This window comes from Dyella sp. SYSU CM1112, assembly GCF_058216415.1.
Window position 1 is genome coordinate 92,761 of sequence record NZ_JBZEGI010000007.1, and the last position, 21,341, is coordinate 114,101.

Annotated in this window: 14 protein-coding genes; 6 read left to right on the plus strand and 8 right to left on the minus strand. The window is 60.3% G+C overall.

Annotated elements, in window-relative coordinates:
* Window positions 1-41 precede the first annotated feature (41 nt).
* The gene (locus AC4HNJ_RS11885; protein ID WP_490479791.1) at window positions 42-752 is read left to right on the plus strand and encodes a glutathione S-transferase; all 711 of its coding nucleotides are present in this window, start codon (window positions 42-44) and stop codon (window positions 750-752) included.
* A 36-nt stretch (window positions 753-788) separates the two neighbouring features.
* On the opposite strand, the gene AC4HNJ_RS11890 is transcribed toward AC4HNJ_RS11885, so the two are convergent.
* Together AC4HNJ_RS11890 and AC4HNJ_RS11895 are read right to left on the minus strand one after the other, a co-directional pair.
* Window positions 789-1,220, minus strand: a complete 432-nt coding sequence (locus AC4HNJ_RS11890; protein ID WP_490479792.1) for an EamA family transporter — start codon at window positions 1,218-1,220, stop codon at window positions 789-791.
* 32 nt (window positions 1,221-1,252) lie between these two features.
* Window positions 1,253-1,783 carry a DUF2782 domain-containing protein gene (locus tag AC4HNJ_RS11895; protein WP_490479793.1) on the minus strand — a complete coding sequence of 177 codons (531 nt, stop codon included), beginning with the start codon at window positions 1,781-1,783 and terminating at the stop codon, window positions 1,253-1,255.
* Between the two features lie 137 nt (window positions 1,784-1,920).
* Between AC4HNJ_RS11895 and polA the strand changes: the two genes are divergently transcribed.
* The 5 genes from polA (at window position 1,921) to AC4HNJ_RS11920 (ending at window position 8,354) form a co-directional block, all read left to right on the plus strand.
* Complete coding sequence (gene polA, locus AC4HNJ_RS11900; protein ID WP_490479794.1) at window positions 1,921-4,656, plus strand: DNA polymerase I; 2,736 nt, start codon at window positions 1,921-1,923, stop codon at window positions 4,654-4,656.
* Between the two features lie 337 nt (window positions 4,657-4,993).
* Window positions 4,994-6,034 carry a LacI family DNA-binding transcriptional regulator gene (locus tag AC4HNJ_RS11905; RefSeq protein WP_490479795.1) on the plus strand — a complete coding sequence of 347 codons (1,041 nt, stop codon included), beginning with the start codon at window positions 4,994-4,996 and terminating at the stop codon, window positions 6,032-6,034.
* 146 nt (window positions 6,035-6,180) lie between these two features.
* Window positions 6,181-6,591 carry a VOC family protein gene (locus AC4HNJ_RS11910; protein ID WP_490479796.1) on the plus strand — a complete coding sequence of 137 codons (411 nt, stop codon included), beginning with the start codon at window positions 6,181-6,183 and terminating at the stop codon, window positions 6,589-6,591.
* A 16-nt stretch (window positions 6,592-6,607) separates the two neighbouring features.
* Window positions 6,608-7,021 (plus strand): YciI family protein, encoded by a 414-nt coding sequence (locus tag AC4HNJ_RS11915; RefSeq protein ID WP_490479797.1) that lies wholly within the window; start codon window positions 6,608-6,610, stop codon window positions 7,019-7,021.
* Between the two features lie 52 nt (window positions 7,022-7,073).
* Window positions 7,074-8,354: an RNA polymerase sigma factor gene (locus tag AC4HNJ_RS11920; protein ID WP_490479798.1), complete on the plus strand. Its 1,281-nt coding sequence runs from the start codon at window positions 7,074-7,076 to the stop codon at window positions 8,352-8,354.
* Between the two features lie 100 nt (window positions 8,355-8,454).
* On the opposite strand, the gene AC4HNJ_RS11925 is transcribed toward AC4HNJ_RS11920, so the two are convergent.
* From AC4HNJ_RS11925 to AC4HNJ_RS11950, 6 genes are all read right to left on the minus strand, one after another.
* Window positions 8,455-9,945 carry an MFS transporter gene (locus AC4HNJ_RS11925; RefSeq protein ID WP_490479799.1) on the minus strand — a complete coding sequence of 497 codons (1,491 nt, stop codon included), beginning with the start codon at window positions 9,943-9,945 and terminating at the stop codon, window positions 8,455-8,457.
* A complete protein-coding gene (locus tag AC4HNJ_RS11930) occupies window positions 9,942-12,122 on the minus strand; it encodes an alpha-L-rhamnosidase-related protein (RefSeq protein WP_490479800.1) in 2,181 nt (726 codons plus the stop codon). Before AC4HNJ_RS11930 ends, AC4HNJ_RS11925 begins: the two co-directional genes overlap by 4 nt.
* Before the next feature lie 250 nt (window positions 12,123-12,372).
* Complete coding sequence (locus AC4HNJ_RS11935) at window positions 12,373-13,932, minus strand: GH39 family glycosyl hydrolase (RefSeq protein WP_490479801.1); 1,560 nt, start codon at window positions 13,930-13,932, stop codon at window positions 12,373-12,375.
* Window positions 13,933-14,061: 129 nt separating this feature from the next.
* Complete coding sequence (locus AC4HNJ_RS11940; RefSeq protein ID WP_490479802.1) at window positions 14,062-16,431, minus strand: TIM-barrel domain-containing protein; 2,370 nt, start codon at window positions 16,429-16,431, stop codon at window positions 14,062-14,064.
* A 179-nt stretch (window positions 16,432-16,610) separates the two neighbouring features.
* Window positions 16,611-18,179 (minus strand): alpha-amylase family glycosyl hydrolase, encoded by a 1,569-nt coding sequence (locus tag AC4HNJ_RS11945; protein ID WP_490479803.1) that lies wholly within the window; start codon window positions 18,177-18,179, stop codon window positions 16,611-16,613.
* A 178-nt stretch (window positions 18,180-18,357) separates the two neighbouring features.
* Window positions 18,358-21,255 (minus strand): TonB-dependent receptor, encoded by a 2,898-nt coding sequence (locus AC4HNJ_RS11950; protein WP_490479804.1) that lies wholly within the window; start codon window positions 21,253-21,255, stop codon window positions 18,358-18,360.
* Window positions 21,256-21,341 lie beyond the last annotated feature (86 nt).

A 21,341-nucleotide genomic window follows, 5' to 3' on the forward strand; every position in this document is an offset into this window, starting at 1 on the left:
GCCTTGCCTATTTTCACGGACAAGACCTCGAAGGAGGCGTCATGCGTTACGAACTCTATTACTGGACAGGTGTTCAAGGACGCGGCGAATTCGTGCGGCTTGCACTCGAAGATGCGGCCGCCGATTACGTAGACGTAGCACGCAAACGCGGCGACAACGCCATGATGGCGTTCCTGCGCGGCAAACAGCAGGGCGCAATCCCTTTCGCACCGCCTTTCCTGAAAGCCGGACGCCTGGTGATCGCACAAACGGGCACCATCCTGGCCTACCTCGGCCCCCATCTCGGCCTGGTACCCGGTGGTCAATCCGCGGAAATCTATGCGCAGCAATTGCAACTAACCATTGCCGACTTCGTCGTGGAGATCCACGACACCCATCATCCGATTGCTGCGAGCCAGTATTACGAACAGCAGCGGGCAGCCGCTCGTCAACGCAGCCAGGTCTTCCGCGAAGAGCGGCTACCCAAATTCCTTGAATATTTCGAACAGGTCATTAGGCGGGGAAATGGCCGGCAAACGCTTTCTCGCCACTCCTATGTCGATCTTTCCCTGTTTCAACTGGTCAGCGGGCTGGACTATGCATTCCCTAACGCCATGCAGCGCATGCAAAAACGCATGCCGCGCTTGCGCGCGCTAGCGGATCGCATTGCCGAACGGCCCAACATAGCGGCCTACCTTGCTTCAGCACGGCGAATTCCATTCAACGAGCAAGGCATTTTCCGCCATTACGCCGAATTGGATCCTTCTCGTTGATTCGCCTGACTATCGTCACAGCGGGTCGCGGACCTGTCAGAACAACGCGATCACCAGAGACCCCGCCACGATCAGGACGCCACCCACCATGACCGGCCAGGTGGGTTTCTCGCCCAGCACGAGAAGCCCTAGCACGATCGCCATCGCCACACTGAGTTTATCGATCGGCGCTACCTTGCTGATAGGACCCAACTGAAGCGCGCGATAGTAGCACAGCCACGACAATCCCGTGGCGATGCCGGAAAGCACGAGGAACATCCAGCTATGCCAAGGCAAACCCGATGGCTTCGCCCATTCGGCACGCAAACTCAGAATCCCCGCCGTGACCGCGAGAATCACCAGCGTGCGGATAAACGTAGCCAGGTTGGAATTGATACCGGCGACGCCCAGCTTGCCGAACAACGCCGTCAAGGCGGCGAAGAATGCGGAGCCGAGAGCGAACAACAGCCAGCTTGCGCGCAGGTTCATGCCCGCTCCCGATCAATGATGCGTCGATTCGATCACGATCCGTTGTCGCCCGAGGACGACGAGGATGCCGGCCTGCCGCCGCCCCATTGCATCACCTTGTACATCACCGGCTTCACCGGCGGTTGTCCATTGGGATCGAGCATGTGGCCGTCTTTGTCCACGTTGTAAATCTGCTGTGGCCCATGCTTCGGTGTCACGACCACCATGTAGACACGGCCGTTCTCACGGTATTCCTGGATGGTGTTTTCGCCCTCTTGCCGCACCGTAACATCGGGAGGAGGCTGGCCGTTGGCGTCAGTCGCCGGTCCACCCGGCACGAGCGGCGTCGGGATGGGTTTGCCCTGCAGATGACTGGGCTCCAGTTCCGCCGGTGACGAGACAGGCTCGCTGGTGCTTGCTGACGCCGGCTCCTTCTCCTTGGAAGGATTCACACCCGGATCATTCATGCCCGGCGGCGGCGGCGCAGGTGCGAAATGAGGCATGGCCGAGGAAGAGGACGTCTGCGCCAACGCCGACGACGTGGCCAGGATAGAAAGTGCAAGCAGACAGGCGACGTGTTTCATGGCGGAAAGTCTCCTCAAGGCCATACAGCATAACAGTGCACCCCACGTCCGGCGGTGAACAGTCCGCGTGTTACAAAGACCGCCTGCGGCTTGTTCGTCGACCGCTCGCGCGCCCCCCTTCCCTTAGAATTCTCCCCATGCCAACCCTGACCCTCATCGACGGCTCCTCCTACCTTTACCGTGCTTTTCATGCACTACCGCCCTTGAGCAATGCCCATGGCGAGCCGACCGGCGCACTGTTTGGTGTTGTCAACATGCTGCGCGCGACCCTGAAGGCCAAGCCGGATTACGTGGCTTTCGTCACGGATGCATCAGGCCCGACTTTCCGCAACGTCCTCTACGAACACTACAAATCGAATCGGCCACCGATGCCGGACGATCTGCGCGCGCAGATCGAGCCGATGCTGGCTATCGTTGGCGCACTCGGCTTTCCCATTCTGCGCGTCAGCGGCGTGGAAGCGGATGACGTCATCGGCACGCTCACCACGCAGGCACACGAACATGGCATCGACGTCGTGATTTCCACCGGCGACAAGGATCTCGCCCAATTAGTGCGCCCCGGTGTCACGCTGATCAACACCATGACCAACACCACCATGGACAGCGCTGCCGTGGTGGAAAAATTCGGCGTCAAGCCCGAACAGATCATCGACTTTCTCAGCCTGACCGGCGACACCGTCGACAACGTTCCCGGCGTGACCAAATGCGGCCCCAAGACCGCCGCGAAGTGGCTGGCCGAATACGGTTCGCTGGACGGCGTGATTGCCCATGCCGACAAGATCGGCGGAAAAATCGGCGAATACCTGCGCGAAGCGATCCCTGCCCTGCCGCTTTCCCGTGAATTGGTGACGATCAAGACTGACGTTCCACTGGACCTCACCGTGCAACAACTGCTGTTGCGCGAGCGCGACGTCGAGGCCTTGCGCACATTGTTCACGCGCTATGAATTCAAGGCAGCCCTAAAGGAACTCGACAGCGCCACCGCGGAAGTCGCGACCACTCCTCCGCCTTCCGCTCCCGTTGCAAGCGAGACGCCTTCGGTGCCTCCTGCGACGCAGGCCAATGCACCGGGGCATTACGAACTGGTCACCACCCAGGCCCAATTCGATGCGTGGCTGTCGCGCTTGCACGACGCCTCATTGATTGCCTTCGACACGGAGACCACCAGCCTCGACGCCATGCAGGCGGACATCGTAGGCATCAGCTTTTCCGTCGAACCGGGGCGCGCCTGCTACATTCCGCTCGCTCACGATTACCCTGGCGCACCCACGCAACTGCCACGCGACACTGTACTGGCTGCGTTGAAACCGCTGTTCGAAGATCCCAACCGTCCGAAACTGGGGCAGCACGCCAAGTACGACATGAACATCCTGTCGCTCTACGGCATCGTGGTGCAAGGCCTGAAACACGACAGCATGCTCGAGTCCTACATCTGGAACGCTACGGCCACGCGTCACGACATGGATTCGCTCGCCAAGAAGTACCTCGATTACGACACAGTGAAGTACGAACAGGTCGCCGGCAAAGGCGCCAAGCAGATCTCGTTTTCGCAGGTAGATCTGGATACGGCATGCCGCTACGCCGCCGAAGACGCTGATGTCACGTTGCGCCTTCATCACGCACTATGGCCGTTGCTGCAAAGCGAACCCAAACTGCGCAAGGTCTACGAAGAGATCGAAATACCGCTCGTACCTGTGCTGGCCGGCATGGAACAACGCGGCGTGCTTATCGATGTCGGGGAGTTGCGCATGCAGAGCCAGCAACTCGGCAAGCGCATGCTCGCGTTGCAAAAAGAGGCCTGGCAATCCGCCGGACGCGAGTTCAACCTCGATTCTCCTAAGCAACTGCAGGCGATTCTGTTCGATGAACTCGGCCTGCCTGCCAAACTGAAGACTCCGACAGGCCAACCCTCCACCAACGAAGAAGCATTGGAAGCAATTGCCGGTGATCACGCCCTGCCGCGCCTGATTCTCGACTATCGCGGTTTGGCCAAGCTGCGCTCCACCTACACTGAAAAACTCGCCGAAATCGTCAATCCTCGGACTGGGCGCGTGCATACCAGCTATCACCAGGGCGCCGTCGCCACGGGGCGTATTTCTTCCACTGATCCGAATCTGCAGAACATTCCTGTTCGCACCGAAGAAGGCCGGCGCATTCGCCAGGCCTTCTTCGCGCCGGAAGGATGGCTGGTGATGGCAGCGGACTACTCGCAAATCGAGCTGCGCATCATGGCGCATCTTTCAGGAGACGAGGGCTTGTTGCGCGCCTTCCAGGAAGGAGGCGATATCCATCGCGCGACGGCGGCCGAGGTGTTCGGCCTGGATCCCGCTTCCGTCACCAGCAACCAGCGACGCGCCGCCAAGGCGATCAATTTCGGCCTCATGTACGGCATGAGCGCATTCGGCCTCTCGCGCCAACTTGGTATCGACCGCGGCGAAGCCAGCGATTACATGGCGCGCTACTTCTCCCGCTATCCCGGCGTACATGCATTTATGGAGGCCACACGCGAGCGTGCGCACCGCGACGGTTATGTCGAGACCCTGTTCGGTCGGCGTCTTTATCTGGAAAACCTCACTGCCCGTAACCAGGCCCTGCGCGCCGGTGCCGAGCGCGCGGCAGTCAATGCGCCGATGCAGGGCACCGCCGCGGACATCATCAAGCGCGCGATGATCACCGTGGCCGCCTGGCTGAAAGCGCGCGACGACGCCCACATGCTGATGCAGGTACACGACGAACTGGTGTTCGAAGTACGCGCCGACGCCGTGGATGGCGTGCGTGAAGCGATTCGCACGCGCATGTCGGGAGCGGCTGAACTCCAGGTCCCCTTGGTCGTGGACGTAGGAGTGGGCAAGAACTGGGACGAGGCGCATTAATCTGACGAGTTGGGCTGGCTTCAGCTGCGGATCCAGCGCATGAATCCCGGCTGACTCGTTCCCGCCACAACATGCGTGCCATGCAACTTTTACGGTATTCCGATGCTCTAAGTGTCTGGATGCACGCAACGGCATCCAGGCGATCCACCTCCCTGGGTCGCCAACCGGAATCGGGCCTCTCCCCTGGGCTGACGATTCCACGGGCCCCGAGGACTCCCCCTAAGTCCCCGGGGCTTTTTCTTGCCCTGCGTCAGGACAGATGGTCAGGTAACCGTTAGGATGACGTTACGGGACGGCTGCTGCCCGCCGATCGCCCATAGCCAGAGCTACCTCGCAAGTGTCCATCAAGGGAAAAGCTACTTCCTTCGACATCGCCCACCTGACCGGGGTCTCACAGTCCACGGTGTCGCGCGCGTTGCGTGGAAGCCCGCTGGTCAGCGAGGAAACGCGTCAGCGCATCAAGGCCGCCGCCGACCAGCTCAATTACAAGGTCGACAAAAACGCCTCCAACCTGCGCTCGCAACACTCCGGGACCCTGGCACTGTTGCTGTTCGAGGATCCCACGGCAGACGACTCACACATCAACCCCTTTTTCCTGTCGATGCTCGGCTCGATCACCCGCGCCTGCGCGCTGAGGGGTTACGACCTGCTGATCTCGTTCCAGCAGCTTTCTGACGATTGGCATGCTGACTACGCCGATACCAAGAAAGCCGACGGCATCATCCTGCTTGGCTACGGAGACTACCTGGCGTATCGCGACAAGCTGGAAAAGCTGGCCGCGCAAGGTACTCGCTCCGTACGCTGGGGCGCAGTGCTGCCGGATCAGCCGGATGTCTCCATCGGCTGCGACAACTTCCAGGGCGGCCACGCAGTCACTGGCCACTTGCTCGAACAAGGCTGTACGCGTACCGCTTTTTTGGGCAACGCCTCCAGTCACTATCCGGAATTTTTCGACCGCTATCGCGGCTATGTTGCAGCGTTGGAAGACGCAGGCCTGGATGTGGATCCGGCACTGCAGGTGGACGCTACCGAAAGCACCGAGCAGGCCGGCTATGACGCCGCGGAAAAGCTATTGCTGCGCGAGGCACCTTTCAACGCCGTCTTCGCGGCTAGCGACCTGATCGCCATTGGCGCCATGCGCGCCCTTGCCGATCATGGCATCAAGGTACCTGAGCAGGTTGCGGTGGCCGGCTTCGACGACATCCCCATGGCCCGCTTTCTCAATCCTCCGCTGACCAGCGTGCTGCAGGACACCAAGCTGGCCGGCGAAACACTGGTCGACACTTTGTTATGCCTGGTTCATCGCGAACCGGTTGAAACCCGCCTGCTTCCGGTCAAGCTGGTCATACGTCGGTCGAGCCAGTTCGGCTCCCGCTGAAGCCCTGTCGCTGCCGCAGTATCCAGCGACACATTCATAACAGCTGCTGTCGAAATCCGCCGACCCGTTTCGTCGTCTGTATAGGAACCCAAGGCCCCTCGTCGGGAAACGGGCATCCTCACACGTCACGCCAAGGAGCAAATCCCATGCAAGTGCAGCCTTATCTGTTCTTCGACGGCCACTGTGAAGAAGCGGTGCAGTATTACCAGAAACATCTCGACGCCAAGGTCAACATGCTGGTGCGTTACAAAGAGGCGCCCTCCAATGAAAGCCCCGCCGCAAACTACGATGGCGAGAAGATCATGTATTGCAACCTCAACATCGGCGATACCGTGTTGATGGTTTCCGATAGTTACCTGGACCCCAACACAACCTTCAAGGGTTTCTCGCTCTCCCTCTCGGTCTCCGGCGCGGACGAAGCCAGCCGCGTCTTTGCGGCCTTGTCCGATGGCGGGAATGTGCAGATGCCATTGAGCAAAACCTTCTTCTCGCCCTGCTTCGGCACAGTGACCGATCGCTTCGGGGTGAAGTGGATGGTCATCGTTCCTCAGGCATGACGTTGGGAGAGACACCATGCGGTTCATGATGCTGATGTTTCCCGCCGGTCAGTGCGATGCTGCTGCCGATGCGGTGCCGAGTGCCGAAGCCGTGCAGAACATGATGCGCTTCAACAAAGCGCTGCAAGAAGCCGGCGTGCTGCTTGCCCTGGATGGTTTGCATCCGCCAGCCGCCGGCGTGCGCGTCAGTGCGGCTGACGGAAAAACGCGCATCGTCGACGGCCCCTTCGCTGAGAGTAGGGAAGTGGTCGGCGGCTACTGGATGATCGACGTGAGTTCGCGCGACGAAGCCATTGCCTGGGCCTCGCGTTGTCCGCTCGCTCCGGGCGACACCATCGAAATCCGCCAGGTCTTCGAAATGACCGATTTTCCGCCCGACGTACAGAAGGCAGCGGAAGGTTTCGAAGATCCCCGGACATCGGCGGCCTGATGCCTGCCTTCGCGCTTGCGCCGCATGCATGTGCGTGCTGTGATCGGTGGCCATGACGGCCACCGACATCCATCGCAGCATCGAAGCGGTGTGGCGCATCGAATCGGCGCGGCTCATCGCGGGTCTCGCACGCATGGTGCGCGACGTCGGCCTGGCCGAAGAGCTGGCGCAGGACGCGCTGGTCGCTGCACTCGAGCGCTGGCCGGACAGCGGGGTTCCGGATAATCCCGGCGCATGGCTGATGACCACCGCCAAGCATCGCGCCATCGATCAGCTTCGCCGGAAAAAGCTGATCGAACGCAAACATGAGGTTCTCGCGTTCGAACCCGAGTTCGAACCCGCGGACAGCAAGTCGGAGCTAGAAGCCATGCTCGACGACGATATCGGCGACGATCTGCTGCGATTGATCTTCACCGCCTGCCACCCGATCCTTTCTGCCGAAGCGCGCGCAGCGCTCACCCTGCGTCTGCTTGGCGGCTTGACCACCGACGAAATCGCGCGCGCCTTTCTCGTGCCCGAACCCACCATCTCGCAGCGCATCGTACGCGCCAAACGCACCTTGACGGAAAAACATATTCCATTCGAAGTCCCGCGCGGCGAGGAACGCAACGAACGGCTCGCATCCGTGCTCGAAGTGCTGTACCTGATCTTCAACGAAGGCTATGCCGCCACATCCGGCGATGATTGGATTCGCCCAGAGCTCTGCAATGAAGCCATGCGCCTCGGACGTGTGCTGGCCGCGCTGGCGCCCCGGGAACCGGAAGTATTGGGTTTGCTGGCGCTGATGGAGATCCAGGCGTCACGGCTGCATGCGCGCATTACCGCCACAGGCGACCCCATCTTGCTGCCGAACCAGGATCGCAGCCGCTGGGACCCCTTACTGATCCGCCGTGGCCTGGCCGCGCTGGAGCGCATTGAAAAACTGGGAGGAGCACGCGGGCCGTATGCCTTGCAAGCAGCCATTGCGGCCTGTCACGCACGCGCCCGCACGATCGATGCGACCGACTGGCCGCGCATCGCCTCGCTTTACGACACATTGGCACAGGTGATGCCTTCGCCCGTGGTGGAACTTAATCGCGCCGTAGCCGTGGCCATGGCTTTTGGCCCCGAAGCCGGGCTGGCATTGCTCGACACGCTGACGAACGCGCCGCAGCTGCGCAATTATCATCTTCTTCCCAGCGTGCGTGGCGACCTGCTGAGTCGGCTGCGGCGCCATGCCGAAGCATGTAAGGAATTCGAGCGTGCCGCAGCCCTGGCACGCAACACGCGCGAGCGTTCTTTGCTGCAACAACGCGCCACCGCCTGCGCCGATGCAGCGCGCATGCACGAGTGATTCGGCTCGCGCCCTTTTCCTCCGCAGGAAAGCTGACATAGCGCCCCGTATCCTTGCGCGACGAAAAAGTCGCCGAGGTAACGGTTGATCCGGAACACGCTTAAGCCGATTGCGACAAGGAACCGGAAAAAGCCGGCTCTTTCACGCGCAACACACTCAGCCCGGCAACCAGCAAACTGGCGCCGCCCAGCACCAGCGCGTAGATCGGCTGGCTGTGGAAGAACACCCGTAGCAAAACACCCAACACACTCGCGGCAAGCAACTGTGGAATCACTACGAAGAAATTGAAGATGCCCATATAGACGCCCATCTTCTCCGCTGGCAGATTGTCCGACAGCAGCGCGTACGGCAGCGATAGAATCGACGCCCACGCAAAGCCGACGCCAATCATCGGAACCAGCAGCCAGGTGGGGCTGCGAATCAGCAGAAACGACACCAGTCCCGCACCACCTAGCCACAGATTGACGAGATGACTGATGCGCAGCCCCCAGCGCCGCACCATCAGCGGAATGATCAGCGCCGCAATCGCCGCGAAACCGTTATAGGCGGCAAACAGGATACCCACCCAGTTGGCGCCATTGTTGTAGGCCGCCGAATTGGGATCCGTGCTGCCGAAATGAACCTGCGCCACGGCCGCCGTGGTGTAGATCCACATCGCGAACATGGCGAACCAGGAAAAGAACTGTACCAACGCCAGCCGACGCATCGCCTGCGGCATGGTCAGAAGATCGGTCATCACCTGCGTGAACACGCCGCTGCCGCGCGTGATGCCGAGCGCCAACTGCGCGATGCCGAATGCCGCTATGCCGCCCGCCAACAAATACAGCTCATGTTCCAGGCCGCGCTCGTGAACCAGCCAGACGCCTATCAGGCCGATCGCCAACCACAATCCGCCGTAACGCCACAGGCTGGTTTGTTTTACCGCCGCGGGTTCGGAAACTGTTTCTTCAGCGAATACGCGAAGTTGCTCCGGCGGATATTCGCGCGTGGATGTCACCGTCCACAGTACGGACCCCAACAGCACGACGCCGCCGATATAGAACGAATCGCGCACTGTCGCCGGAATGCCGCCGGGACCGGCCACATTGCTTACGCCGCAATGCGCCAACACATACGGCAACGCCGACGCCACCACCGCGCCCAGGCCGATGAAGAAGCTCTGCATCGCATAACCGAGCGGACGCTGCGTCGTCGGCAGTTGATCGCCGACAAACGCGCGGAACGGCTCCATCGAAACGTTGATCGATGCATCCATCACCCACAGCAGCATCGCCGCCACCCATAGCACGCCGGAATTAGGCATCCATAGCAGGGCAATCGTCGTCAACACCGCGCCGGCCAGAAAATACGGACGGCGCCTTCCCAGGCGACCCCAGGTGCGATCAGAGGCATAACCGATCAGTGGCTGCACGATCAGTCCGGTCAGCGGCGCGGCAATCCACAACACCGGAATATCCGCCACGCTTGCACCCAGCGTCTGGAAGATGCGGCTGACGTTGGCGTTCTGCAAAGCAAAGGCGAACTGGATGCCCAGGAAACCGAAGCACATGTTCCAGATTTGCCAGAACGACAGACTCGGTTTGCGGCTCATGGCATGTCCGTGGTCGGCGCGATGAGAAGGTCGTCGATCTGTGCATCGTTCAGCGGACCGTCGACGCCGCCCTTGCCGCCGGTGTAATGCGCAAAGTGACTCAAGTCGCTCATATTGAAACCCTGATCCAGCCCGAAGCGGCACACCGCACCCGCTTTTGCCGTGATGACACCGTATGTGGAAGACTGCTCGCCCACGCTATGCGGCATCACGATAGGCACGCGCTGCGTTGGCGCGCCGGCGCAATTTACCGCCAGCATTTTCACCGCCGCCGTCACGCCTGTGCTGATCGTTCCGTGATGATTTTCGTAGCGCAGCGTGACGCGATAGCGGCCGCTTGCTGGCGCGGTCCATGAGCGCGGCCAATCTCCACCTATCGCAGAGGGCTCTCCCGCGCAAACGATGGGGCTGTGCAGGGATTCCATGCCATGTTCATCCATACGCGTAACACTCACGCAAGGCGGCTGCGCGCCCTGCGCGACATAGGCCTCGCCGTCGATCGTACCGACCCGCTGACCGTCGGCATACAGCACTACTTTGCCATCGGCCTGTACACGCCAGCCTTTATTGTCCGCCACGATGGTCGGCGCAGCAGGCGCGGCAGGTGCATACAGCGGCGCGTCGGTATGCAGAGGAACCCGCGGCACATCGATCGCCTTCAAGCTCACTACCGTCTCGTCCCCGCGCTGCCTGATCTCGCCGGCCACCAACAGATCGCCATGTACGTCACGTGGGCGACGCAAAACGATGGTGCGCGAAGCCAAATGCAGGCTAATGCTGTCACGGTCGCCAAACAGCATCGGCACCAGCGAAACCGGCAACTTCGGTTCGACCTTGCCATCTTGTGTCAGACCGAACACCCCCTCGCTCACCATGTCCAGGTAGGCCGCCACCGACCACAGCTGACGCGGCGAATCGACCACCGGCCCACTGAGCTTGCCATCGTCGACATGCGTCGATTGCGTTATCAGCTCGTAGTTCTCCATGTTGGAACCGGCCATCGCCGCACCACGCATGATCGAGCGCAATTCGTGCGCGATACGTTCGGGGTCATCAATGTCCCGCGCCGCACGCAAAGCGTAGGCGCTGACAAACGGCCAGATCGCACGATTGTGATAGATCGGCTGATCGGCACGCTCAGGCCAGATCACCGGGCTTCCCGCCGGCCAGGTCGGGTAGTTCACCAATGCAGTGCGCGCACGCGCGCCTTCTGCGACCCCGCTGGTGATCGCCAGGGCCGTGCCCAGCAGGTCATAAGTGTCATAAGGTGTGCCGTCGCCACCGATGTAGCTCATGTACATGCCGCGATCCGCACGCCAGAAATGCGCATTGATCGCCTTTTTCAGCGCATCGGCCTGTTCCTCGTAGTGCCTGGCCTTGTCGGCGTCCCCGTGCACACGGGCAAGCCGTGCGGCCAGCTGCAGCGCCTGGTAATGCAGCACATTGGTGGATAGTGCATACGATTGCGCGATGAACACCACATTGTCCGCCGTCCATGCCGGATAGGTTTGCTCGCGCCAATCGAGAAAAGAAGTCTCGCCGCGGTAAAGGCCGAAGTTCGCGTCGAATACGTACTGACGATCTTGCGCCAAGGTATCGTTCAACGCCTGATAGACCCGCTCGCCGAACGCCTTGTCATCCAGCAGATGCTGCGCGCCGAGAAACCAGACCACGCGATCGGTACTGATCGGCCAGCTGCCGCCGGAACCGGTGTCCTGCATGACATACAAACCTTGCGGCAAAGACCGGTCACGCACATCGGACAACTTGAAGTTCAAGCCATTGCGCGCACGCAGCGGGTCATAGGCCCACAGCCCCAGATCAATCGAATAAGAAAGGTCGCGGGTCCAGACGTAAGGCCACTTCGCTCCGGTTTCGAAACAGGTACAGGGAATGGGGTGCCCCTGGTCGAAGGCACCGTCGCGGATGGCCGTGACCGAATCCTGCGCCAGATCTTCCTGCGCCATCGCAAACAGCCCGTCGAACATCGAACTGGCGGTGTCCACTCGCATGGATTGGGCAGGAATATCGCGCCGCCCGAACGGCCCCGTCAGCGTAAAACGTCCACTCGCTGCAGCGCTCATGCGCGCTTGCTCGCCGCGCCAGGAAATTCGATCGTGCCAGGCATCCCCTTGGGCGCCCGCGGCCAAGGCCGCCATCATCACAACGCTCAGCATGCACACTCCGCGTACCGGTGAATCCGCAACGTGCCGACCATGGGCCGTTTTCCCCTCTGGTTATGTCATGGCGCGGCGCCATACACAGGCTGCCATTGCAGCATGATCAGCCTATCACCGCCATGAACCGACCATGGTAGGCAAGCTGATGACCCAGGATAGCCTCATGCATACGTATTCATGCACGACGTCGTCCGCCACTCTCTCGCAGCGAAAGCGAGAACGCTTTCGCACGAGTGAGACAAAGGCATCATCCATGCAGTTCCACCACCACCAATCCCTGCGGTGGAATATCGATGTTCAAGCGCCCGTCGTGCAGTGCCATCGACTCGGGAGCTGCCATCCTGCCAGCCGCGCGCAACTGCGCAATCTGTTCCCGGCTGGGGAAATCCGGGCGCCCCATGCGATCGAACAAAGCCAGGGCATTGCCGTGCGTTTCGTCCAGACGCCAGACCGTCGCCTTCGCCGTGCCGCGCAAATGCGCTACGTCAACGTCGAAGTGCTTGATCGATCCTTGCGGTTCGCCCTTCGTATAGCTCGCCGTATCGCCGACCGGCGGCGCGTAGTTCCATAAGGCCAGCACGATCGTTCCGTCTTTGCGGCGCGTGGCCAATGCGCTCTCCGATGCCAGTGGCAGGCGAACATCACCCAACCGATGCAGCATCGCAAAAGCATTGAACGCAGGCTTCTCGATGCGATCGGCCGCGATCAGGCCGAAACCGCCATAGAACGGCGTACGCACGACACCCTGCTCCTCGAACACATCGGAAAACGACCAGTAGCTCATGAGGTCGACCTTACCGGCACATTCGCGAATCGTGTTCGCCATCCACGGTCCCATATAGATCGAATCCGTCACATTGGGCAGGTTGGCGTACGAAGCGTTGTATTCGCTGAAGATCAACGGCATCTTCGGATAGGGCGACGCGGCGATCTCGCGGTGAACCTTGTCGACCGCACGGCACACCATGTCAGCACGTGAAATGTTTTCGTCAGTCTTGAACACGTTTTGCGCGGTATCGTCGCCATAAACATGTGTGCTCACGAAATCTACGGGCACCTTGGCGTCATGCACATGCTCAAGGAACGCAGGCACCCATGCCGCCTGCGCGGTGGCCGGCCCGCCGACACGCAAGCGCGGACTCACCGCTTTCAGGGTACGCGCCGTATTGTCGTACAGCGTGAAATAAGTCGGCTGTTCCGGATGGCCGCCCCAGAACGTGAGGTTGGGCTCGTTCCACACTTCGAAGTACCAGGTGGATACTTCATCGATGCCGTAACGCGCAATCAGATGCTGCGCGAATGCGCGGATCATCGCATTCCACTGGGTATAGTCTCGGGGAGGCATCACGTTGGGGTGATACCAGAAATCGTGCTGCTTCGACGGGTCCGAGCTCAGCTCCGGCGGCATGAAACTCAGTTCTACAAACGGCTTCACGCCACGCTCCAGCAATCCGTCATAGATCTGGTCGACGTAGGAGAAGTTGTAGCTGATATGTCCCTTTGCATCGCGCTGCACCAGACCGACGTCGCGATCGAAAATACCGTGGAAGCGCACGTAGTCGAAGCCGGTAGCTTGATGAACAGCCTCGATGTCCTTGCGGTAATCGTCACGCAAGGCAAGTACCGCACGGCCCGAACCGAACATCTGTTCCCAAAAGTGCGGAAAAGGCGTGCCCGTGGCCTGGGCATCGACCCGGACCGGCACCGTGTCCGGCGTTGACGGCGCAGCATGGGCGGCGCCAAGCGCAAACAACAGGACAAAGCCGAGTTTTGGTGCAATGCGGCGAAACGGGGACGTACTGGGCATGGCGATTCCTTAAGTCTTTTTACCGGCATGTAAACGTTTACTTATGAGGCGCCAAGTCTCTTACAGAAGTGTCCGCACGTCCAATGGGCGGTCCAAAAAAAGCGCCGGCAAGCAGCCGGCACCTTCTCCTCAATGCGTGCCGCCCGTTCGCAGCACGACTTGCTGCGGCTGCGCCGCCGCAAGTCTCAACCATGTCACCGGCCCGTAGCGATCACGACCGATTGCCCAACCCTCGCCATTTGCCGTCGCCAGCGCGCCGCCATCCGCGTATGACTTCAACATGCCCGCGCCCGCACGCACTGATTGCGCGGCCGTCCCATGTACTTTCACCAGGTAGTACTTCAAAGCTGGCTTGAACGTGCCATGTGCGGCCTCGGTGCCGAAGACGACGTTGTCTCCATCGCGCCGGGTCGTCAGCCGCTGCGAGAAGTAGACACCGTGTTCATAGGCATAGGTACTGCCATCGTCATCGTAGTAATCGAAATGCGTGGGATGCGCCGCCGGGAAAACATCGACACTCAACTCCGTCACCGGGGACTCACCCACGTAATCCATCACCGGCTGAGTGGGGATGATGGCACCCTCGCGAATGAACAGTGGAATGTCGCTCCACGTCTTGCTGTCCACGGCGTAATGAATGGTCTGTCCTCCCTGATACACCTTGCCGCTGAAGTAATCGGTCCAGGTGCCTGCGGGCAAATAGATATCTTTTTCCGTTTGCCCCTTCACCACCACCGGTGATACCAGCAGACCGTCGCCAAACATCCAGGCGTCGACATCGTTGCGTACCTGCGGATCATCGGGGTAATCGAATGTCAGCGGCCGCACGATGCCCACGCCTTCAGTGGTCGCCGTGCGGTCATAGCTATAGATATAAGGAATCAGCGCATAGCGCAGGCGAATCGCCTTGGTTGCGGCTTTCTCCGCAGCCTCTCCATATAGCCAGGGCTGGCGCTTTTCGCCCAGCGTTCCGTGTACGCGGAAAATCGGCACGAAGGCACCGAATTCGATCCAGCGCGCATAGTTCTCGTCTGACGGATGACCCTTGAACCCGCCACCATCCATGCCCCACTTCATTTCGCCCACATCGATGGCGCCCAGCATGCGCTGGCGTTGCGCGGCCATGCTGGCAAATCCGGTATCGATGTCGCCAGACCAGAGCCCGTACGCGTAGCGCTGGGCACCCAGATAAAAATCGCGATTGATCGACCACACGCGAATGGGCGTATAGGCCCGCTGACCGTCATACAGCGCACGCTCCATGTTGAGGAACTGTGTATTGCTGTTGGTGTCATCTGCTTCGTCGTTCCACCAGCCCACGATGCCGGTATCGAACGAGTGCTTCAGTGCCGCATTGAAAAACCATGCGCGCACCGCCGCCTGATCAAAATCCAGCTCGCGCACCGGCTTGAGCGAGAAGTAATCCATGTTCTGCGGCCGGCTTGCGGCCCAGAATCCGTGAGCCGTGGCGTAACGCCCTTCTACGGTATTGACGTGGATGCGCGGCTTCATGATGCCCGTCATGTGCATGCCGAGCTGGTCTGCCTTCGTCTTCAGCACGCCGGTGGGGCCATCCGGGAATTTCTTCGCGTTCCAGCGAAATTCGCCGTAATGGTCATCACCCCAGGCTTTCCAATCGAAATCGAACGTGAAGTTGTCGATCGGGATATGACGGCTGCGGTAGCCATGCACGATAGCAAGGAACTCCTGCTCGTCGATGCCCCATTGGCTGTTGGTAAAACCCATCGCCCACTTCGGAAACATCGGCGGCGCGCCACTGAGCATCGCGAGTGCGGAAAAGATTTTTGGCGGATCGCCCGCCATGATGTCGTAGCTGACGTCCTCGCGTGGAATCCCGCTGACATCGATATGGCCGTCCGTGAGGTCGAACTTGGCGCCGACCGTATCGACCAGCACGCCATAGCCATGCGTGCTCCATACGAATGGGCCGCCGGCATACCCCTGTTCGCCAGCTTTGGCAATCTGCACGCCACTGCGCGTCAGGCTGCTCGGTGCCGGTTCGAAAGCGTCATACGTGCCGATGCCGTACAACGGATCGGCCGCATCGTGCTGCAGATCGATACGGCCCTCCATCAATGAGGAAGGATCGGTTTGTACCAGTACGTGCCCCTGTGCATCGGCGATGGTCAGGCGCGCTGTACGCTTGTCCCACGTAGCGACCAGTTCGCTGCTCGAAACGGAAGCGCTGGATGCACTATTGCTCGCGCGCAGATTCGACAAGGTCTCGCGTGAACCGTGCGGATCCATCACGATGCCTGGGCGCGACGCAAAGCCGCCTGGCATGCCATGCACCTGCACCACGTTCGGTGTGACGAAGTGCACGCTGATACGGTCTTTGCCGCGTACTAATTCGATGCCGCGCGCATCGGCGTGTTCAAGTTGAAAACGCGAGTTGGCCTGAGTGGGAACTGCCGCATGGTTTGTTGAAGCGGTTGCCAGCAGGAGGCCGAAAACGGCCACATTACGCAAGCTTGTCATCCAACCGTCCTTTCTTGAGTGCAGAACGTAACGCTGCGCCAAGACAAACCCAAGCATGCATGATGCACGCGCAGCCTATTGTCCGGCAGCAAGATCGCCCGACTATAACCGCAGCGCCGCAAGAGGTGGGATAAATCGGGTCAAATAGAAAAACGCCGCGGGCAAGCCGCGGCGTTGGTCTACTGCAATACGGCGCTCGCATAGGGCGGCAGTGTGATGCGCCCTTGCGCCACGGCAACGCCAGTTCCCGTTTGCAACAGGACCGCCCCCGTCTTCATGTCCGCATTGAGTGTGATGACGCGTGCCTCACGTGACAGGTTATGCACGACCAGCACGCGATCCTGCGCATCCTGCAACGTATACGCCACGACATGGGGATCGGCGACCGGGACATTGTGCAGCGTGCCATCCCGCAACGCGCTGACGCGCTCGCGCCAGCCGATCAAGCTGCGGTAGAGATTGAGCAGCGAATGTGGATCGGCCTGCTCCGCTTCGACCGAAACAGCCGCACCATCATCTGTGCTCCAGGCTTTCCAGCTTGCGGTGCCGGGGCCCTTTCCGCGCCGATACCAGCGCATCGGCTCACGGATGTCTCCGTCGGGCTTAGTCCCTTGCATGCCGAGTTCTTCGCCGTAATAAACGAAGGGATGGCCTGGCAGGGTGAGCAGCAACGCCGCCGCCACCCGCATATGCGCCATGTTGTCGTCCAGCTGGCTCATCACGCGTTCCTGGTCGTGATTGGACAGGAATGGCGCATCGTCGAAATCGCCGTTCGCATGCGCACGATAAGCTGCGTAGGTGTATTCCAGGCCGCGACCGATACCGAAATTACGCTCCTGCCGCACGCTATCGATTAGCTGCGTCGCAACCGGAAAATTGAACACGGTATTCAAAGGCCCCATGTACGGCGTCAAGTCGTCTGGATTCTGCCGCGCAACCTCGCCGACCAGCCATACATGCGGATTCACGCTCTCCAGGCCGCGGTGGTATTCGGACCACCACACGACGTTCTTCTTGAGTGCGACGGGGCTATCCATATCCGAACGCAGATCGTCGTAAATGTGCTGCGCCGCATCCAGGCGAAAGCCGTCCACGCCTTCGCGTAGCCAGAAGCGGCCCACGTCGATCATCGCCTTGCGCACCGCCGGATTGTCGTAGTTCAGATCGGGCATCGCAGCCGTAAAGGTGCCCTCGTAATACTGGCCGTTGGGCGCGCGATGCCAGGCCGGCCCGCCGACGGCGCTGATGGCATGCAGATCCGTGCCGGGCTTGGCCCACAGGTACCAGTCATGGTGCGGATCCTTGGGATTGAGCGCCGCCTTGAACCAGGGGTGCTGATTGCTGGTGTGGTTGATCACCATGTCGATCACCACCTTGATGCCGCGCTTATGCGCTTCGGCAACCAGCTTCTTGAAATCCCGCATCGTGCCGTACTGCGGGTTGATACCCTCGTAGTCGGTGATGTCGTAACCGTGATAGCTCGGCGAGGGATTGATCGGCATCAGCCAGATCCCGCTCACGCCCAGCGATTTGATGTAATCGAGCTTGGCCGTCACACCATTGAGATCGCCGATGCCGTCGCCGTTGGTGTCATAGAACGCGCGCACGAAGATCTCGTAATACACGCCGGACGGCTGCACTGCAGAGGGAACGGTTGCTTCATCGGCTTGCGCGAATGCGCTGGCGGACACCATCCAGACGACCATTGCCATGGCGGCGGCATAAAAAACAGCGCGGAACTTTGACATGCGGATCTCCCGGGGATGGAGGGTCGTTGCTAAGGCGCAGCCCACGCAGCGATGTCGATAAACGACCAGGGCGATCCGGGCCTCGCCTGCATTCAAAAAGACCCGGCTCCACAATCGTCAACGGAACCGGGCCAGGGGAGTGTGCCGGACACCGCCAGGCGACGTCCGGCACGATGCATCACAACTTGAAGTTGAAACCGAGATAGCTGGTGCGCCCGAAGTACTGGATCGTACCCGTCTGCTGCGGATTGCCGCCGAAGTAAGTACGGGTCGGCTGGTTGCTCAAATTGAGCATCTGATAGACCACGCTCAGCTGCTTGGTAACGTTGTACGAGGCCTGCAGGTCATACACGGTCTCGGATGCGAACGTCACGAGCTGGTTGTCGACAGCGATCTGGGTGTCGGACAGGAACGAAGAGCGGTAATTCGCCGACAAGCGGACCGAGAAAGTGCCGTTGTCATAGAACAGCGCGGCGCTGGCTACGCGACGCGACAATCCGGGCAGGCCAATGTAGGTGGTGGGGCCGCCCAGCGTCGTCGGGTTGTGCACATTGCTCGACGTCACGGCGAGGTTCGCATCGAAACCCAGGCCCGACCAGATACCCGGCAGGAAATGAGTCTTGGTAAACGACGCCTCGAAACCGCGCACGTCACCGCCCTTGGCGTTGTAGGCCGTCTGGTACTCGCCGTTTTCGTACGGTTGGCCGGTCGCTGGATTGATCGGCACTGTAATGCCCGCGGCAGCGAAATCGAAGTTGTTGTAGGTAACGTTCTGTACGAACGAATTCACGTGCTTGAAGAACACACCAGCCGTCACCGCGCCGGTGGAATCATCGAAGTAGTGTTCGTAATCGAGGTCATACTGCTGCGCACGCAACGGATTCAGCAACGGGCTCGTACCGCCCCACACATTGTATTGCCCGTTGTCGACCCACGAACCAGCGCCAGCCAGCATGGTATTGATCGGCGGACGCGACAGCACCTTCGATGCGGAGAAGCGGGTCTGATCGTTATCCGTCCAGTGGTAGATCAGGTTCAGCGACGGCAGATAATCCGTATAGGTTTTGCCGACTTTCAACGGCGCGTAATCGTAGCTGGTATTACCGTTGCCATCGGTGATCGGAATACCTGCGCCATTGCCGACCTGCTGCAAGCCATAGCTGTACTGCGACTGGCGCGATACGCGCACGCCAACGTTACCGGTCAGCTCATGACCGAACAGCTGAGCGTCGATATCACCCATCACGAACAGGTCGCGCGTCTTCTCATTGACCGAACCGCTCTGGATCTCCGACCAGCTTTGATCCGTGATGTTCTTGACGGGATTTGCCACGATGCCATGCGAGGCCAGAATCGCCGGACCGTTAAGCGTAAGGAAGCAGGGGAAGCCGCTGAATTTGCCTTTCCAGCACGTCATCTGCGCATCAGCTGCGGGAATCGTCAACGGCGGCTGGCCGGCAACAGGAGCCGTGTTCCACTCCGAACCGTAGACGTATACCTCGCGATCCGCGTCGTAGTAATGATTGTTGAGGTAAAAGCCCGCCTCGATGGCCGAGAACACCGGGTTGTTCGGCATGTCGTACTGCACGCTCGTACGGAATGCCTTGTTCTTGTCGTGATAGATGTACGGATAGACACCGTAGCGCGACAGCGCCATGTCATTGAGATTGGTGTAAACGCCGGGATTGGCAAACGACACGTCGCCGATCGAGCGCCCCTTCAGCAGAAAATTCGTCGACTGCGCCATGAGCTGCGGATTGCTGGTGCCCAGGCCGGTGTAAGGATCGGCGGTCGTATCGACGTTGATCTCATTGCTTGACGCATGCGACAGCGATGCATCGGACTCTACGTGCCAATTGCCGTGGTTCCACTTCAGGTTGAGGCCGCCGGAAAACACGCTGGTGTCCGTCGTGTAATTGTCGGCGGTGGTTTCGTTCGAAAACTGGTTGCCGCCAACACCTGCCGGGTTGCTGGAAACCGTGCCGCCGACCACCGTACCCAACGAACCAATCACGGGATCGGTGATCTGTGCGTTGTTGCCGTAGAAATTCTGCGAACGGAAACCGTAGCCGAACGACGAGTTGTCAAACTTGGAGAAGAACGTGTCTGCTGTCAGCTGCAATTCGTCCGTCGGCTTCCACACCACGGTAGCCAGGTAGCCGCGGCGACGTTCTTCACCGCCGTTTTGCTGCAACTGGACACCTTCCGGCAGATAGGCTTTCTGCGGGCTGTTGCTGTTGAGCTGATAGAGCGCTCCGTCCGACGCCTCACCAGCAAACTGCTCAGACACGTGCGGCTGGTACATATCCGCAAAGCCCAGGCCGACACCCAGGGTATTGTCGAGGAATTTGCCTTGGTAGGCCGCACTGAAGCGATAACCGAGCGGGTTGGCATTAGGCACGTCATGTGCCTGGCCGTCGTAGCTGCCGCGGCCATCGATGTTCAGCGATTGGTCCTTGCTGTTCTCCAGCGGATTCGCCGTTTGCATGGCGATCGTACCGGCCACGCCACCTTCGATCAGCGACGCCTGCGATGACTTGTACACCGTGGCCATGTTGATCAGCTCGGACGGGTACTGGTCGAACTGGATGTAGTTGGTGCCGCTGGTGGAAGGTTGCTCGCGGCCGTCCAGCGTGGTTTGAATGAAGTCGCCGGAAAGACCGCGGATATTGATCTGCGAAGCCTGGCCTGCGATGCGTTCGGCCGAAACACCCGGCAGGCGCGTCAACGAGTCAGCGATCGACTGATCCGGCAGGCCGCCGATATCGGAGGCGGTCACCACATTCTGGATGGTGTCGGCATAGCGTTGGTAATCGATCGACTTTTCGACGCTGCTGCTGAAACCGGTCACCGTCACGCTGGACAGACTTTTCGCCAGTTGCCGCTGGCTTTTCGGATCAGTGGTGGCCTGGCTGGTACTGCCAGTGCCGTTATCGGTGCTGGCCGTGGTGGTCTGCTGCGAGGTGCCCGACGGAGTCTGCGCACCGTTGTCGCCGGTAGCGGCTTGGACGCCGAAAGCCATGCAAAGACCGGCAGACGCCAGCGCCATCACTAGCAAATTACGCTTGAGTATCACGTTTCCCCTCCCCCAAAAAATCTTGTAGTTGCGTTTTCTTGATCATTCGCCGCCGCGCCTTCACCCTTCGCGGACATGAGCGGTTC